Origin of the sequence: Salmonirosea aquatica, from assembly GCF_009296315.1 — a bacterium.
GTDB lineage: Bacteria > Bacteroidota > Bacteroidia > Cytophagales > Spirosomataceae > Salmonirosea > Salmonirosea aquatica.
In genome coordinates this window covers 3,726,367-3,743,348 of the sequence record NZ_WHLY01000002.1, presented here as the reverse complement: position 1 = coordinate 3,743,348, position 16,982 = coordinate 3,726,367, and the positions used below count along the sequence as shown (strand labels likewise).

Below are 16,982 nucleotides of genomic sequence, written 5' to 3'. Positions count from 1 at the left end.
GCGTTTCTTCCTAATTTGAAACGATGAATTTACGAAAAAGTAGCCATTGCCCTGATCCAAAGGGTAAAAATTCTGTTGACTTCATAACGAAATCATCTTCTAAAACGTACCAGGGTACCCTGACAATCTCCAATAGCCGTTCTCGCTCGCCATCAGCTCAGGGCTTGATATAGACTGCTGGCAATTGCTTCGCTTTGTAATCGGCGTTGAATTTGGCCACATCCTCATGCACGATTTTCTGCATGGCGGCTTTATGGATCTGCCACTCAGCCAGTAATTCGCGCAGTCGGTCCTCTACCCCCGCGGTAGGCCGTGGATCGTGGGTACTGGCGCGTCCGCGTAGGTCCAGCAGGCCGGCGTTGAGCCGATTGGGGAAGTTGATGACATCCTGAAAAGTCTGCTGTTTGGGGGTAATCAGGTTATCTTCCCAGTCCGTGATTTTTTTCACCAAATCCTTTCCCTGCCCCAGCCACTGATTCATGGTTGTATCGCTCTTCCAGGTCGCCCGCAGGGCCTCGATTTGTTGCTTTGCGTTCCGCATCGTGTTCACGGCTTCGTGAATTTCGCGCACGGCGTCCTCGGTTTGAGTCAGGATTTTTTGCTGGGCTTCGAAGTCGGCCATCGTGGCATCCAGACGCGGATCGGGCAGGATGACGGCCGTGGTCATAGAGGTGTCTTTGTCGGTGGTCAGTTTCAAAGTGTAGGTACCCGGCCCCACCAGGCTGCCCCGGTAGTCGCCGTTGACAAAGACTTTATTGACGCCCGGCAACGCTTCGCGGCGCATATCCCACGCCAGGCGATTGAGGCCTTTTTTGCTCGGTAATAGCAGTTTCGGCGCGGGTCCGCCGTCGTATTTCTCGTAGGTCTTGTCTTTCTGATTGGTGTAAGTTCGAATTATTTTTCCGGTGGCATCCATCACGTCGAGCGTTACGGTAGCGCTGTCCAGATTCTCTGGCAAAAAATAGCTTACCGTCACACCAGTCGGTGGGTTCTGACCATAGCCAGGGACGGGTTGGGAGGAGGAAGGCGCATCCAGTCGGATGGCTTTGGCAGGCATGATCAGCCGGGCTTTGGCCTCGGTACCCAGGGGCGTCTGTACCTGCTGGTACGGACTCAGATCATCCAGAATCCAGAACGCCCGACCCGACGTGGCAGCAATGAGGTCGTTGTCGCGAATGAACAGGTCGTTGATGGGAGTCAGGGGCAGGTTCAGTTGCAGGGGTGCCCAATTTTCTCCTCCGTCGTACGAAAGGTACATGCCCAGTTCGGTACCTCCGTACAGTAGGCCTTTGCGCGTGGGGTCCTCGCGTACCGTACGTACGTAACTCTCGGGCGCTACGCCCTGCACGATTTTCTTCCAGGATTTACCATAATCCTTGGTCACGAACACGTAGGAGGCGAAGTCGTTGAAACGGTATTTGGTAGCTACTACGTAAGCCGTGGCCGCATCGTGCGGCGATACCTCAATGCAGTTGATCAGGCACTCACCCAAATCGGGCGGCGTGACGTTCTGCCAGCTTTGGCCGTCATTCTGCGTCACGTGTACGAGGCCGCAGTCGCTGCCGGTCCACACTACCCCGTAGCGGTGGGGCGAAGTAGCGATGTAGGCCAGTGTATTGTACACTTCGCCGCCCGCGCCCTCGTTGGTAAAAGGCCCACCACCGGCCTCCTGTTTGGTGGTGTCGTTACGGGTGAGGTCAGGACTGATCACGTCCCAGCTATGGCCCTGATCTTTGGTCCGCAGCACCACATTGGCTCCGTGGTATACGACCGACGGGATTTGGGGCGAAGCCACGATGGGCGCATTCCAGTTAAAGCGGTACTTCTGCTCCTTGGGTACCTCAGCCAGGCCGATGGTCGGATAAGCCATGATGTCTTTTTCCTCCCCCGTCTTCTTGTCCAGTACCGAAATATTCCCTTGGTATGATCCTCCGTAAATCAGCTCGGGCCGGTCAGGATCAAAGGCTATGAAAGCGCTCTCACCGCCCGGCCCCGCCGACCAGTCCTTCCACCCTACCCCCGCAATGTTGGTGCGGCTGGCAATCATGACCGAAGTATTGTCCTGCTGACCGCCGTAGACCCAATAGGGAAACTGCCGGTCGGCAATGACGCGGTAGAATTGCGCCGTAGGCTGGTTCTCCTGGGTACTCCACGACTCGCCCCCGTTGAAGGTGATATTGGCTCCGCCATCGTTGGAGTTAATCATATTCAGGGGGTTGGTGGGATTGATCCACAGCGAATGGTTGTCGCCGTGGGGGTACCCATGGGCTTGAAAGTCCTGCCGCCGTCACTGGATTTCAGCACGGGCGCGTTGATGCAGTACACCACATCGGCATTCTGCGGATCAGCTTCAATCTCAATGTAGTACCAGGCGCGGGCCACTGTTACGCGGGCGTTGGAGGTTTGGGTCCAGGTTTTGCCGGCATCATCGGAGCGATAAATCCCGCCTTTTTCTCCCTCGGCCTCGATGTTGGCGTAGACGCGCTCAGGATTGGCAGGTGATACCGACACGGCCACCTTGCCCATTGTTTTGGGCAAGCCTTTCGTGAGCTTGGTCCAGGTGTCACCCCCATCGGTGGATTTGTACAACGCCGAACCCTGGCCCCCGCTCACGACTTTCCAGGGAAGGCGGCGATGATCCCACATACCGGCGTAGAGGATGCGCGGATTAGTGGCGTCCATACTCAGATCGGCGCAGCCAGTGTTTTCATCAACATACAGTATTTTCTGCCACGACTTGCCACCGTCCGCCGAGCGGTAGATGCCGCGCTCGGCGGTGGCCCCGTAGGCAGCGCCCTGCACGGCGACATACACCAGGTCGGGATTTTGAGGATGAATGCGCACCGCCGCGATATGCCGTGAGGCGGGCAGGCCGAGGTGCTTCCAGGTCTTGCCCGCATCCGTGGACTTATAGACTCCGTCACCATGGGAGGTCATCACACCCCGGATCGGATGCTCGCCCATGCCTACATACATGACATTGGGATCGGAAGCCGCTACGGCAATGGCTCCCACCGAACTGGTTTTCAGCTGCCCGTCGGTGATGTTTTTCCAACTCAGCCCTGCATCTTCGGTTTTCCACACGCCTCCGCCCACGCTACCCATATAGTACAGCATGGGATTGCCGGGTACCCCCACGGAAGCTACACTCCTGCCTCCCCGGAAGGGGCCGATGTTGCGCCATTTCATGCCCAGGTACAGGCTGTCGGCGGACATCGGCGTCACGGTGGCGGCGGGTGCTTCGGATGTTTTAACTTTCCTTGCGCGTTGGGCAAAAGCGGTGGTAAGAAGGAGTACGGCGAAAAGAGTAAGGGCGTAGTGTTTTTGCATGGATCGGGTAGTCAGGTTAAGTTGGCGAAAGCAAGTTAAATAATTCGGCGCAATATGCCGTATCAAGCCCACCGGCCTAGCTGGAGCATAAACCTAATTCCGTCTGCCTACCTACCCCCCTCTCGCTACCACGCTACAGTATCAATTCATACTTTTGCTCCGTAAGTACCTTACCGAAAGCGTTTGAGGGCATTTCCTCGACCAGCTTGAAACCGGCTCTTTTGTACAGACTGGCGGCGGTGAATAGTTCGTGCGTGGTCCAGAGGTAGGAAGATAGGTACCCCTTTTCGCGCAGGAAATCCATGTATAGCTGCATCAGTTTTTTTCCTAAACCAACGCCACGGTACTCCGGAGAGAGAAAAAAATAGCGGAGTTGAGCGGCGTTTCCCCGAGCCATCAACAGTAGAAAACCCACCCGGCGACCTAAATGCTCGCAAACCCACACCCGGCTTCTATCGGGGTCGTAGCGTTCGTAGAACTCGGCCATTCCTTTGGCCACGTAAGTTTCGAAGTTGATACCGTACTGGTATTCTTTCTGGTAAAGTTCGCCATGTGCCATGATGACGAACCCCACATCGCCGGGGCGCAGATCCGTACGGATGACGATATCTTCCAGGGTTATCGGTTGGGCTCTTTGCGTATCCAGCAGTCGTTCCGTTTTTTGCAGGATAGTCCCTAATTCGTGCTTCGCGTCTTCGGTCAGATGACCGATGCGCTCGGCAACCTGCTGCTCCGACTTTTCGTTGATGTGCCGGAAAATCTTCTCACCCTTTGCCGACAGGGACAGGATTCTCACCCGTTTATCTTGGACGGAAGGTACTTTCAGGAGTAGTTTCTCCTTTTCGAATTTCTTCAAAATACGGCTAAGGTACCCCTTGTCAATGCTAAGGGTAGCCACGAGTTGGTTGGACGTGGTACCTTCATTCTTGGCCAGTTCATAAAGAATGCGTGACTCGGAAAGAGAAAGCGGGCTGTCTAGAATCTGGTTGTTCAGCAGCCCCAGGAAATTGGTGTAGAAGCGGCTGAAGGACCTGACCTGCTGGGTTACGGGTAAAGCCATGATGAATCGGAGTTGAACAGTTTTTTCGAAAAAAAGAAAATATAGTTGACAAAAGCAACTATATTTTCCAGAAGCAATCCGACTTGGCAGATTTACCCGCATCTTTTGCTATTTTTGATCAATCAAACCGCCAAGATGCAACCTCTTTTAGGACTCAACCCATGTCTTTCCAAATTCAACGTACCATTCCGCTGCTCCGCGTTTTTGACGAAGCCAAGGCCTACGAATTCTATATCGACTGGTTGGGTTTTACTGTAGACTGGACGCACCGCTTCGAGCCAGGTACCCCCCTTTACATGCAAATCACCCAAGGTACCCTCACGCTACACCTCACCGAGCACCACGGCGACTGCACGCCGGGAGCCAAGGTATTCGTAGCCTGTACAGGTCTGGCTGAATTTCACACCGAACTGATCGGCAAGAAGTACAAGTACAACCGTCCGGGGCTGGAGAAGGCTTTCTGGAATGCGCTGACGATGGAAGTCAACGATCCGTTTGGGAACAAACTGCTGTTCAGTGAGGCACTGACAGAATGAGCCGCTTTTTTACAAATCACTGTAATCTTTCACAAAACTCACCCAATCGACATTGAACGGTACGGTAACATATTTCCCCTGGGGCGTTATCAAAACCTTGGTAGGGTACCCTTGCACGGTGTACGTTTTCTGAATTTTGTTATCAGACATCGCGACGGGAAACGAATACTTCTTCTGCTCCATGTAGGTCAAAACCTTTTGCTCCGTATCGTTACAAGCTACTGTCAGCAAAGAAATTTTCCCGGGATTTTTTACGACCGTAGAATCGTAGAATTTTTGCATGTCCGGATGTTCTTTGCGGCAGGGAGCGCACCAGGTACCCCAGAAATCGACGAGTACCCACTTTCCATTCAGATTTTCAGTTGAAAACACTGCCTTGTCGAGCAGAGCAAGCGAAATGGGCGGGGCTATTTTGGCACTACTATTGATTGCCTCCTGCCAGTATTGACCAAAATCCTTTCCCGTTGCGTGATGATCTTCGTAGTATTGCCGTAATTGCATTTTGTGGTCGGGATTGTCCAATGCCATTTTGCGGAGTGTAGACAAAACCTGATTTTTATCTTCAACTTGATTCGTTAAAAAGTCCAGATAATCATCCTGGAAAGAATCCTTTTGTGCCCCGGAAAGCGCAAAAATCATATCGTAAAAATAGGCGGCTTGACGGTTTTTGTCGATCAGATCCGGACTATAGTCGAACGCGTTTTTCAAAAAAATTTCCTTTTGACTAGCCTCCGAAGTTGCCTTGGCTTTCAGATAATTCACATACGCATAAAGGTACCTGTAGTAAGCTCTTTGATCCAGTTCCAGGCGGGAAGAAGAATCCGTGGCCGTGATTTGATTTTTTTTAAGATTGGTTTCAATGGAGGCAAAAAGTTTTGTCGACAAGGGCTTCAAAGCTTCTTTTTCGGCGATGAGTTGGTAGATCATCAGTCCGTAACGATCCATCCGATTCTTTTTATAGGGCAAGGATCCGGGTTTTTGCGCTAAAAACTCATTAACGAGGCTTGTCAGAAGCACGTTGTCGTCCTGGTGCTTCTGCACTTCGGTCCACAGAAATACGGGTTTCACAGTTCCGCGAAGGCGCTCGTTGGTGTCCGCTACCATTTTCGCCAGAAGTTCCTGATGTAATGCTTTGCGAATCTCTTGGGCTTTGACTTTATCAGAATCTGCTTCATTTTGCTGATCGCCCGGAATAAAATCTTGAGCAAACGAATTATGGATCAAATCACCAAGAAGCGGTTGGTACCGTGCATTTGATGCCAGTTTTCGGACAAAAAAAAGTGCAGAATCAGCATTGAAAGATTCTTGACCGGTAAAATGCTGGAATTTATTAAAGTAATCAGACGGTGATTCCAAGGGCCGAGTAGGCGTCTGCGCGGTGGCAAGAACAAAGAAAAACAGGCAGGGAAGTAGGCTAACTGACTTTTTCATAAAGTAGAACTGGTTTAGGATATAGTACCGTATTAGATCTGATCGGCAGGCAAGGAAGCGCTCTAAACAAAAATAACGAAAATATATCGATGAAGCACCAAAAGCCGGGCCTAAGGTTGGCTCCAAAACATTCGCCAATTCCTACTATACGCCTATACGCTACGCACGCCACGACACCAGTACCCCGCCGCCAATAATCAGCGCCATGCCAATCAGCGTGAGCATACCGGGGAACGGGTCGCCGAGCCACAGGCCCAGCAGACCGGCAAAAATAATATTGGAGTACCCCACCGAGGCCACGCGGCCGGCTTTATCGAACGTGAAGGCCACGGTCAGGAAGTACTGTCCCAGCATGGCGATAATGCCCAGCCCCAGAAATCCTAGCCAATGAGTCAAGGTCACGGGCCAGACGAAATGCCCGATCAGGAATTCGTAGCCATCAATGGCCAGGTACTCACCGGCCAGCATGGAAACGATGGGCATCAGAATGCCCGACAACATGAACGACAGAATAATGGCCCGCGTGTCGTAATAGGTACTCAACTGCCGGATGGACAGGTAGGCAATGGCCGTAAACAGCGCGTTGCTGAGGCCGATGGCGTGATGACCAAGTGGGGCAGTGAGATCGGGGCGGAAGACAAACAGTATACCCGCAAAACCCACGAACACCGCCAGCCATTCGCGCCTACTGAGCGTTTCGCCTACAAATAGCCAGGAAAGCACGGCCAGAAAAATGGGGTAGCTGTACTGGTACGTAGTGGCCGCGCCCAGCCCGAGAGTCTGAACGGCGTAGAAGAACAGGTAGAGCGACAGGGTACCGATCACGCCCCGGAAAATGAGCAGGAAGGGGCGCCCTCCCGTCTGCTGCAAGGGTCGGTTGAGCAGACTGACCAGCACAAAAACGACCCCTACCAGATTGCGAAAAAACACCAGCTCCACGGTGTCGAAGTCGCGGCCGAGCCACTTAGCCATGGCACCTACGGTACCGAAACATACCACGGCGGCCAGCATGAAGAGGATACCCTTTTGGGAAACGGGAGGTAGTTCGGAAGTGGCGGTATTGCTCAAAAGATCGTATCTTGAAATAAATAGCCTTCAACCAAAGGTAGTTAATGAATTGAAAGTTGAGAGACGGAACGGAGGGTACGAATCGCGCAAAGATTATACATTGCTCATTTCTAATGAATTAGCTAATTTTCAATTTTTAATTCTCCGTTTTTAATTAACTTACCTACCTTTGCCCAAGTTTTCGGTGCCTCATGCTCTTTCGTAGGAGTTTTTAAGGCTTAAAAGGGAATCCCGTGTGAAACGGGAACTGTCCCCGCAACTGTAAGTCTCATAATATCAGCTGGTTCGATTCCACTCGCCACTGCTTCCTTCCGGGAGCGGGAAGGCCCGGAACCCGCGAGACGAGTCAGGAGACCTGCCGAAGATGATCCGCTGTTGTGGCTTTCGGAGGAAAAGCCGTAGTAGCGTTGCGACAATCGCTTTATTTATACTTTTTGTTTTCATGTGGTCACGAGCGGTTAGACGGGCATTTCTCCCGTACCTCATTCTCGTTTTAGTCTTGCACACCGCGGCCTTTGCGCAGCGGGACAGTATCGTGCTGGCTCCCGTAACCGTTGTGGGTTTCGCCCCCGAGCGTTTCATGGCGGGCCTGAAAATCCAGCGCATCGATTCGGCCACGCTCCAGCAATTCCGCTTCCAGAACATCAGCGATCTACTGGCTTTCCATACGCCTTTGGCCTTCAAGAACTACGGGCCCAGCCAGCTCAACACCGTTTCGTTCCGGGGTACCTCAGCCCAGCATACGGCCGTGCTATGGAATGGCCTGAATATCAATCAACCCAATCTGGGACAAACTGATTTTTCGACCCTACCCGTGGCGGGCTTCGATCGTTTATCGGTACAGTACGGCTCCTCAGCCAGTGTGGTCGGCACCGATGCCGTGGGTGGAAGCATTCTGCTGGAAAGCAGCAGCCTACAACCCGTAGGCCTGAAAGTACTTTTGGGCAGACGGCAGGGTAGCTTCGGTAATCAACAGACGCAAGCTGGGGCCAGCTACGGCACCCACATCAAGGAAACGCTACGCTTGTCGGGCAAAACGCTATACTACGACGGGCGCATGAACAACCGCTACCCGTACGCTCAGCGGCAGGGGTACTTTGTAGAGCCCGCCAACGCCGAGCAGCGGGGGCTCGTGCAGGATTTGACACTGGCGGGTAGAAAAGGCAGACAATTGTCGGCGCATCTGTGGTTCACCGACAATAAAAGTACCATCGCTCCCGAAAATCCCGATGCCCGGCAGCTCACCCGCACCCAATCCCGGCGCGCGATGCTTCAGTATCAAACCAACACCTGGACCTGGCGTACCGCCTGGACCCGCGACCTGATTGACTTTGGGGGAGGAGACTATCAAACTATGGAACATACGGGCACCGACCGCTTTTTGACCCGGCTGGAAAAGGAATTGGAGTTTCCATTGGGCACCTCCGGAGCCAGACTAAACCTGCGCGTGGGCGGCGAAGTAGCCCACTACCGCACGCAGGTGGATGGCTACACAGAGCCTATCATCACCGAAAACCGGGCAGACTTATTTGTGTTGAGCCGCTGGCAGATCATACCGCGCTGGCTGGTGTCCGCTACGGTCCGGCAGGCCTTCGTGACCCGCTTCAGCCCTCCTCTTACCCCTTCGCTGGGCACCGAATACCGCCTGATTGACCAATCGGCTTACAAACTTACCGCCAAAGGCTCCCTGGGTCGGAGCTACCGGGTACCTACCCTCAACGAACGCTATTGGAAAACGTTGGGCAATCCCGACATTCGTCCCGAAAGCGGATTCAATAAAGAAGTGGGTCTGGAAACTACGTGGCAGCCTACAAAAGAACAGCAAATCATTGCTTCGCTGACGGCCTACCACAACCGAGTGGACGACTGGACTTACTGGAATCCCGACCGCAACTACCGGGTCGAAAACCTGCAGCTGGTGATAGCTCGTGGCCTGGAAGCTCTAATGCAGTGGCAGGCTACCCAGGCGCCCTGGAAAACCGGCGCTACCCTGGGGTACGCCCTCAATCGCTCCTCGCAGGAACGGGTCTACAATGCCTATGCCACCGATGAGGTGGGGAAGCAATTGGTGTACGTACCCCTACACCAGGGTACCCTTAGCACGTATGTCCAACGCGGATCAAGCCGCCTGACAGCTCAGGTACGTGGCGTAACCCGGAGTTTTTATACTTTTGATAATTCAAGGTACTTACCCGGCTATGTACTGGCCAACCTACTGGCCGAAAGCACCTGGCAGCGGGGTCATTGGCAGGCGAATGTACAGGCTCAGGTGAACAATATCTTTGACATTTTATACTTAAATGTGAAGCGGAACGCCATGCCGGGCCGCAGTTTTTCGTTGAATCTTTTACTTATCTATAATTCTGAATCAAAATGAGAGGACAGTTTCTTAAAGTGTTGGGCGGTTTGGCGCTGGTGGGGTTTCTTAATGCATGCCGTGAAAAAGACCCTACTCCCGAAGTGTACGAGCTGGGTGTCATTGTCAAGAACGCCGGCAACTACTTCGACAATAACGGTAGCATTTCCTTCTTACGTCGCGAAAAGACCGTAGCCGAAAACGACCTGTTTTTTAAGGAAAATGGGCGCTCGTTCAAGGGAAGTGTGCAGGATTACGCCGAGATAGGCGGGCATTCCCTCGTACTGGTAGATAACAGCACGGCCGGGCTGGACAATGTAGAGATTATCAATTTCGGTACCTGGAAATCGGAAGCAACCCTAGGTTCGCCCGACATCGAGAACCCCCGCTCGGTAGTGGGCATAAGCCCTACCAAGGCTTATGTATCGTGCTGGGGAGCTACGGGGTCCTATCCCGATTTCTTCGTAAATCCCGGCTATGTCGCGGTCATAGACCTGAATACTTTCAAAGTCATCAAGAAAATTCCCACGCCCAGTGGTGCCGAGCGCATGGTGAAAGTAGGCGATGATGTATACGTAGGCAATGCGAACAAGAGCAAAGACCTGCTGGTGATCGATGCTACCACTGATGCCGTGAAAGGTAATGTGACAATTGGCAACCTTCCCGAACCGATTGCCCTGGATGCCAACGGCAAATTGTGGGTGAAAACCGACTTTTCGGTCGTCAGGCTCAATCCCCGGACTTTCGCCATCGAGGCTACCTTGCCCGTAGGCAGTGATCCCCTCCGGACTCCCTCTAATTTTGCCATCGCGCCCGATGGTCAGGGGTTTTATTTTGTCTACTCCTACTACGATCCTACCTCCAATGCTAACAAAGGAGAAACGTATTATTTCAGCATCAACGATACCAAAATCAACACGACCAAACCTTTCGTGAATCGTATTTTTTCTGGCCTGGGCGTAGATCCGCTCCAGTTATTGATCTACGGAGCCGTAACCCCCTCCTACAAACAGGCGGGCTACGTAGTACGCTACCGCACCGATGGCTCGCTGGTCGATTCGATCAAGGTGGACATTGCGCCCTCGGGCTTTATGTTCAAATAGGAGTAGTTAAAATTAATAGCCCCTTCTTTCTTGAGCCTTTTGATGCCAAAGAAAGAAGGGGCTTTATTGTTCTAAGCCAGGGCCAAAGTCCCAGGCCATTGAACTCAGCACCTGGCCAATTGTAAACTGTTCCCTTACTTAAAAAACCCTTCGGGATCGGGGAGTTTGGTGCGCAGGAGGTTTACAAACTCGAAATCAACCTGCGGAAAATTGAGCCTACGTCCGGTATGCAGGGCTTCCCAGGCTTTGGGATAGTCGGCGCGGTAGTACTCGACCGTAGCCAGATTGAAGAAAGTCAGCGAGTAAGTAGAGTCCAGCGAAGCGGCGTGCTTCAATATCCGGTAGGATTCCTCCAAATCCTCCGGTTTAGCCGTTTGGGTATAGTTCCGTAATTCTATGGTCGAAAGATCCACCATGAGTGGCACGTTGTTGGGTGCCAACTCCACGCCCCGACGCAAAATGCTGGCGGCTTCTTCCAGCTGGTTCTTCTGGTAGCTTACGACGCCGAGTCCCCAGTAGGCATCCACGTTTTTTTCATTGAGCAGATAGGCCAGGTTGAAACGGTAGGCTGCGGTATCAAGTTGACCTTCCTGGACGTACTCCCACGCGCGGGCAGCAAAGAAATTGCTCGCTTCCTCGCGGTTGGTGAACATCTTGTCGCAATCGCTCAAAAACCGGATTTCCTTATCAATTTGCTCGGAGGTCTTACGTTGTTCGCCAAAAAACGGTATCGTTTCGCGTTCGGCGAGAGTTAGGGTACGTGCTCCGTTGGTATCCAGCGAGCGGGTCGCACTAGCATATTGTAACGTTTGCGACCAACTGATGGCGGGTATCAGCAACAGGCAGGATAATCGAACTAAAAACTTCATAGTGAGGTCGAACCAGGGTCTTTTGAAAAAGCAGGAAAGTCGTACAAAATGAAACGCGACCGTACATGAATTATTGTCTAACGACGGGTACGGCGTTTGGCGGGATTTTTCTTACGTGCATCGCGTTTGGGCGGCGAAAAAGTGCGGGGCGGTTTCTTCTTTTCATGAAATGCACCCTGAAACGTAGGATCTTCGTGGCGGCGCTGCTGGTCGATCTCACGCAGATGGTCCTGGTTCTCGACAAAAGGTGTCGACACCACGTCCAGTCCCTCAGGCAAGCGCTTGCGGGGGATTTCCTGCCGGATCAACCCTTCGATGTTTTTGATATGGTACTCGTCGGGCGGCGTCAGAAAGGTGATCGCCTCCCCGGTATGATTGGCCCGGCCGGTGCGCCCGATGCGATGGACGTAATCTTCGTAAATAAGCGGCACGTCGAAATTGATCACATGGCTTACTTCCGTCACATCGATACCGCGCGAAGCCACATCCGTGGCCACCAGCACGCGCACACTACCTTCTTTGAAGGCTTCCATGGCGTTGATGCGGGTATTTTGTCCCTTGTTGGCATGAATCACCCGGATATCTTCTTCTCCGACTACCTTCCGCAGCAGGAATTTATACACATTGTCGGCGTTCTCCTTGCTGCGCGTAAAAATCAACACGCGGTTCAGTTCTTCGGACTTGGTCAACAGCCATTCTAATAAATGGATTTTGGTCAAGAAGTTAGGTACCTCATACAGCGACTGCGTCACCATTTCGGCGGTGGTAGCCTGTGGTGTCACTTCTACGCGCATCGGGAATTCCAGAAATTCGTGCGAGAATTTTTCCACTTTTTCCTGAAAGGTAGCCGAGAAAAGCAAGTTCTGCCGCTTGCGCGGAATCACTTCCAGAATCCGCCGGATCTGTGGCATAAAGCCCATGTCCAGCATTTTGTCGGCCTCGTCGAGTACCATCGTCTGGATCTGCTTCAACGTAATCTCCCCTTTCAGGTAAATATCCAGAAACCGCTGTGGGGTACTGACCAGAATATCCACGCCCTGCCGCACGGCCTCGATCTGAGACTTGGGACCAATACCCCCGTACAGCGCCACGATACGAATATCGGTATGGCTACTTAGTTCCGTAGCTGCTTTCGCGATCTGCATCACCAGTTCGCGCGTGGGTGCCAGAATCAGCGCCCGCGGATGCTCGCCCTGCGCGTATTTCACCTTCATCAGTAGTGGCAATACGAAGGCTGCCGTTTTGCCGGTACCCGTCTGAGCAATGCCTAGTACATCGTGGCCCGCCATGGCCAGTGGAATGGCCTGCTGCTGAATGGGGGTAGGTTCGGTATAGCCCGCATCCTCGATGGCATTGAGTAGCTGGCGGTTGAGTTTGAACGGCTCGAATAAGTTGGGTTGGGTTTCCATTCCGCAAAGGTACGCTTTGACGGTCGGCAGTCGGCTATCGGCTATCGGCTTTTTTCAAATACTTGATAAACAAAGCCTTGCTAGGCAGGGTACCCTAGGCGAAAATCGGGCTAGGCCTCGGTATCCAGGGGTTCGGAAACGTACTCGAGCAGGTCGCCCGGCTGACAATCCAGCGCCGTGCATATTGCTTCCAGCGTCGAAAACCGGATGGCCTTGGCTTTGCCGGTTTTCAGAATGGACAGGTTGGCCATGGTGATGTCCACTTTCTCGGCCAGTTCGGTCAGGGACATTTTACGCCGCGCCATCATCACATCTACATTGACTACAATCGGCATGGCTAGATCGTTAACTCGTTTTCCTGCTGTAATTCGACTCCCCGCTTAAAAATCTGCCCGATGATGTAGACGATCCCCGCGTTGAGCAGGTACACGCCATCGGCATCAAAACCAGTCAGGGCGAAATCAAAGCTTTCTACAAACTCGTTAGTACCTGTCAGGCTCTTTTGCGGGAAATGTATATAGTTTTTTCCGATGAAGCTGACGATCCAGATGGACAGCAGCAGGTACCCTGTACTGATGAGTCGATGAGCCGTCAACATTGTAAACGGATTTTTCAGGTTAATTTCAGTCAGGATGTCCTTGACTTTTTCCCACACCTGCACGTGGAGAATCGAGATAGCCCACAGCAACGAAACAATTCCTAGAGCCGACCAAAAATGATGGGATTGAAAATCGTTTTCACCTCTGAGGCGGCTCAGGACAAAACTGACCGGAAGCATAACCGATTGGACAATGGCGCCGACGTACACGATCCAAGCACCCACGCGCAGAAGTGGCAAGATTTGTTCTGTTTTCATGGTAAGTAGTTATTTTGTTCGCTACAAATGTATTTTATATTTATTGAAAAACAATAAATAATTACCAAAAAACAATTATTTATTGTCAATTATCAATATATAGTTCATGTTAAAAGAAACGATAGCCGACGTCGATTTCGAAAGAGGTACCTCAAAAAATCTCGCAAAACTGTGACATTTGGTTAGCCGCTGCGAATAATGAGACAAACAAGCACTGGAAACGATACCGGATAAAGCGTTGGATGATTCAGGAACACAGGAACGGTTCATTACCTACCTCGACGGGTATAAGAAACTCATCGTCAAAGTAGCGGGCGCCTACTGCTCTGACCCCGAAGACCGGAAGGATTTAATTCAGGAAATCAGTCTGCAGCTCTGGAAAGCCTACCCCAACTACGACGCCCGCGTCGCCCTTTCGACCTGGACGTACCGCATTGCGCTCAATGTTTCGATCTCGTTTCTGCGGAAAGAAACCTCCCGAAAGCAGCGCGAGGAGCGGTACCACCGGGAGCGGGATATTCTGGAATGGCATAACCCCCTGTTGGACGAAAGGCTCGAGCAACTTTACAGGATCATCGACCAGCTAAAACCTCTCGATAAAGCGATCATCATCCTAAGTCTGGAAGGATGCAAAAACACCGAAATCGCGGAGGTAATGGGTTTGTCGCCAAGTAATGTATCATCCAGGTTGCACCGGATCAGGGAGCAGCTAAAATCATTTGTCACAACTTAAAATACCAAAGAAATGGACTTTCAGGAATTGAGTACCTTATGGAACAGTAACGATCAGGAAATCAGCCAACAGATTGAGATAAAGCAGAAACTGGTGAAAGAAGCAAGCATGCGCCAGGTGAGGGTACATCTGGCTGAAATCAAGTGGACCAGTTATTTCGAACTAGCCGTCAACTTACTATTTGTGCAATTCATGGGTAGGTACCTGGTGGATAATTTCTCCGAAATGAAGTTTTTCGTGCCGGGCCTGCTGCTGTTTGCCCTGACCGCCGTCAGTCTGATTTTCAGTACCTACAAACTCACACTTTACTACGGAATTCAGGCGGGATTCTCAGTGGTGCAAACCCAACGCAAGGTAGCCCGGCTAAGGTACCTCGAGCTGCTCGGCACCAATCTGCTTTACGTGGCCATCCCACTTTTCTACGCGCCCTTTATGATCGTCATCGCCAAAGTCGTAGCCGGCTACGACCTCTACCGGCACAGCGCCTGGCTGGCCTACGGTACCCTAGGAAGTATGGTTGTTGCTCTGGTGGTGGTGTACCTACTGAAAAAATTTCCGAGTAAGCGATTGCAGGAAGCGCAATCTTTTCTGGCCGAACTGAAAGAAGCGGAATAGCCTGAGGTACTTACGCCAACTCTCGCTATCTTCGGAAGCAGAAATAAAACATTCCGAAACGGTGAAAAAAGTACCCCTCTTCTCAGCCTTGCTTGTGACCACGATCCTTGTAGCCCCCGACCTCGTTGCGCCCGCTCGTGCGCAGTCGTACCAACCGCCTGTTTTCACCGATGCGGCCCGCCTGAAAAAAATCGAGGCCGCCCTGCCCACCCTCGACAAACTCTACCACGACTACGCCGAAAAGAACCATTTTCCCGGCTTCACCTACGGGCTGGTGGTGGACGGAAAGCTCGTCCATACGGGTAGCATGGGATATACCGATGTGGAAAAAAAGACGCCCGCCACCCCCCAGTCGCTATTCAGGGTAGCATCCATGAGCAAGAGTTTCACGGCGATGGCGATTCTTCAACTGCGCGACGCAGGTAAACTCAGCCTCGACGACCGCGCCGACCGATACATCCCCGAGCTGAAAAACGCCAAACTACTCACGGCGGACTCGCCACCCATCACGCTACGCCACCTGCTTACCCACGCAGCCGGATTTCCGGAAGACAATCCTTGGGGCGACCGCCAGCTGGACGTCAGCCACGAGGAGTTTGTTAAATTCCTGCAAAATCCGCTTTCGTTTTCCAATGCGCCCGGCGTGGCTTACGAGTACAGCAACCTGGGCTTCGCGCTGCTGGGCAACATCATCGAAAAAGTATCAGGGAAAACCTACCAGCAGTACATCAACGAAAACATCCTGACGCCACTCGGCATGACGCACACGAAGTGGGAATACGCCGAGGTACCCGCCGCCCAACTCGCCCACGGCTACCGCTGGCGCGAAGGTACCTGGACAGAGGTACCCCTCCTTCACGATGGTGTTTACGGCGCGATGGGCGGTTTGATTTCTTCCATCGAGGATTATGCCAGGTACGTAACCTACCACATGGCGGCCTGGCCCGTGCGCGATGGAGCCGACAACGGTCCGCTGAAACGCAGCTCGCTGCGGGAGATGCACCATCCCTGGAATTTCAGCGGGATGAATCCCAATTTCACCTACCCCGGTGGCCGGGTCTGCGGCACTGTTTCGGCCTATGCCTACGGACTGGGCTGGATGCGTGATTGTGAAGGACGCGAATACGTAAGTCACAGCGGGGGTCTGCCGGGTTTTGGCAGCAACTGGCGGTTTCTGCCCGAGTACGGCATCGGCGTGGTGTGCTTCGCGAATCTTACCTACGCGCCTACCACGCCCATCAACCTGCAGGTACTCGATACACTCATCATACAGGCCAAACTCAAACCGCGGCAGCTCCCCGCTTCGGCTATTCTGAAACAGCGGCAGCAGGAATTGAGCCAACTCCTGCCCGCCTGGAAAGACGCCGAAAGCAGTGGGCTTTTCGCAGATAATTTCTTTGATGATTACTCCCTGGACGCTCTGAAACAGGAAACAAACAGCCTGTTTGAGAAAGTGGGTAGGATTGTAAAAACGCACGAAATCGTACCCGAAAATCAGCTACGGGGTACCTATCTGCTGGAAGGTGAAAAGGGAAACCTGAGAATATTCTTTACCCTGACCCCCGAAAACCAGCCCCTGATCCAGGCGTTCCAAATCAGGGAAGAGGTGCGGTAAA

General features: G+C 52.5%; 15 protein-coding genes and 1 riboswitch. Of the genes, 6 read left to right on the top strand and 9 right to left on the bottom strand.

What is annotated here, in order from left to right:
* Positions 1-157: 157 nt before the first annotated feature.
* From GBK04_RS30720 to GBK04_RS16575, 3 genes are all read right to left on the bottom strand, one after another.
* The gene (locus GBK04_RS30720) at positions 158-2,206 is read right to left on the bottom strand and encodes a hypothetical protein (protein ID WP_373331050.1); all 2,049 of its coding nucleotides are present in this window, start codon (positions 2,204-2,206) and stop codon (positions 158-160) included.
* 2 nt (positions 2,207-2,208) lie between these two features.
* Positions 2,209-3,330, bottom strand: a complete 1,122-nt coding sequence (locus GBK04_RS30715) for a WD40/YVTN/BNR-like repeat-containing protein (RefSeq protein ID WP_373331049.1) — start codon at positions 3,328-3,330, stop codon at positions 2,209-2,211.
* 133 nt (positions 3,331-3,463) lie between these two features.
* Positions 3,464-4,390 (bottom strand): bifunctional helix-turn-helix transcriptional regulator/GNAT family N-acetyltransferase, encoded by a 927-nt coding sequence (locus GBK04_RS16575; RefSeq protein WP_373331048.1) that lies wholly within the window; start codon positions 4,388-4,390, stop codon positions 3,464-3,466.
* Between the two features lie 161 nt (positions 4,391-4,551).
* On the opposite strand from GBK04_RS16575, the gene GBK04_RS16570 reads away from it, so the two are divergent.
* Positions 4,552-4,926, top strand: coding sequence for a glyoxalase superfamily protein (locus GBK04_RS16570; RefSeq protein WP_152761542.1), 375 nt, complete (start codon positions 4,552-4,554; stop codon positions 4,924-4,926).
* Between the two features lie 9 nt (positions 4,927-4,935).
* Here GBK04_RS16570 and GBK04_RS16565 read toward each other — a convergent pair whose 3' ends face one another.
* Together GBK04_RS16565 and GBK04_RS16560 are read right to left on the bottom strand one after the other, a co-directional pair.
* On the bottom strand, positions 4,936-6,150 hold the full coding sequence (locus GBK04_RS16565) for a TlpA family protein disulfide reductase (protein WP_373331047.1): 1,215 nt from the start codon (positions 6,148-6,150) through the stop codon (positions 4,936-4,938).
* 366 nt (positions 6,151-6,516) lie between these two features.
* Positions 6,517-7,425, bottom strand: coding sequence for a DMT family transporter (locus GBK04_RS16560; protein WP_373331046.1), 909 nt, complete (start codon positions 7,423-7,425; stop codon positions 6,517-6,519).
* 165 nt (positions 7,426-7,590) lie between these two features.
* Positions 7,591-7,802, top strand: a riboswitch (cobalamin riboswitch).
* 122 nt (positions 7,803-7,924) lie between these two features.
* Between GBK04_RS16560 and GBK04_RS16555 the strand changes: the two genes are divergently transcribed.
* Together GBK04_RS16555 and GBK04_RS16550 are read left to right on the top strand one after the other, a co-directional pair.
* Positions 7,925-9,802: a TonB-dependent receptor plug domain-containing protein gene (locus tag GBK04_RS16555; protein WP_373331045.1), complete on the top strand. Its 1,878-nt coding sequence runs from the start codon at positions 7,925-7,927 to the stop codon at positions 9,800-9,802.
* Positions 9,799-10,884, top strand: coding sequence for a YncE family protein (locus tag GBK04_RS16550; protein WP_152761536.1), 1,086 nt, complete (start codon positions 9,799-9,801; stop codon positions 10,882-10,884). Before GBK04_RS16555 ends, GBK04_RS16550 begins: the two co-directional genes overlap by 4 nt.
* A 134-nt stretch (positions 10,885-11,018) precedes the next feature.
* Here the strand turns inward: GBK04_RS16550 and GBK04_RS16545 are convergent, their stop codons facing one another.
* The 4 genes from GBK04_RS16545 to GBK04_RS16530 form a co-directional block, all read right to left on the bottom strand.
* Positions 11,019-11,753, bottom strand: coding sequence for a tetratricopeptide repeat protein (locus GBK04_RS16545; RefSeq protein ID WP_152761534.1), 735 nt, complete (start codon positions 11,751-11,753; stop codon positions 11,019-11,021).
* A gap of 77 nt (positions 11,754-11,830) precedes the next feature.
* Entirely contained in the window at positions 11,831-13,162 is a 1,332-nt protein-coding gene (locus GBK04_RS16540; RefSeq protein ID WP_152761532.1) for a DEAD/DEAH box helicase, read from the bottom strand.
* A 110-nt stretch (positions 13,163-13,272) separates the two neighbouring features.
* Positions 13,273-13,497, bottom strand: coding sequence for a helix-turn-helix domain-containing protein (locus tag GBK04_RS16535; protein ID WP_152761530.1), 225 nt, complete (start codon positions 13,495-13,497; stop codon positions 13,273-13,275).
* A gap of 2 nt (positions 13,498-13,499) precedes the next feature.
* The gene (locus tag GBK04_RS16530; protein ID WP_152761528.1) at positions 13,500-14,018 is read right to left on the bottom strand and encodes a DUF2975 domain-containing protein; all 519 of its coding nucleotides are present in this window, start codon (positions 14,016-14,018) and stop codon (positions 13,500-13,502) included.
* 238 nt (positions 14,019-14,256) lie between these two features.
* On the opposite strand from GBK04_RS16530, the gene GBK04_RS16525 reads away from it, so the two are divergent.
* From GBK04_RS16525 to GBK04_RS16515, 3 genes are all read left to right on the top strand, one after another.
* Entirely contained in the window at positions 14,257-14,751 is a 495-nt protein-coding gene (locus GBK04_RS16525; protein ID WP_152761526.1) for an RNA polymerase sigma factor, read from the top strand.
* A gap of 12 nt (positions 14,752-14,763) precedes the next feature.
* Positions 14,764-15,366 (top strand): hypothetical protein, encoded by a 603-nt coding sequence (locus GBK04_RS16520; RefSeq protein ID WP_152761524.1) that lies wholly within the window; start codon positions 14,764-14,766, stop codon positions 15,364-15,366.
* 61 nt (positions 15,367-15,427) lie between these two features.
* Positions 15,428-16,981: a serine hydrolase domain-containing protein gene (locus GBK04_RS16515; protein ID WP_373331044.1), complete on the top strand. Its 1,554-nt coding sequence runs from the start codon at positions 15,428-15,430 to the stop codon at positions 16,979-16,981.
* Position 16,982: the final 1 nt, after the last annotated feature.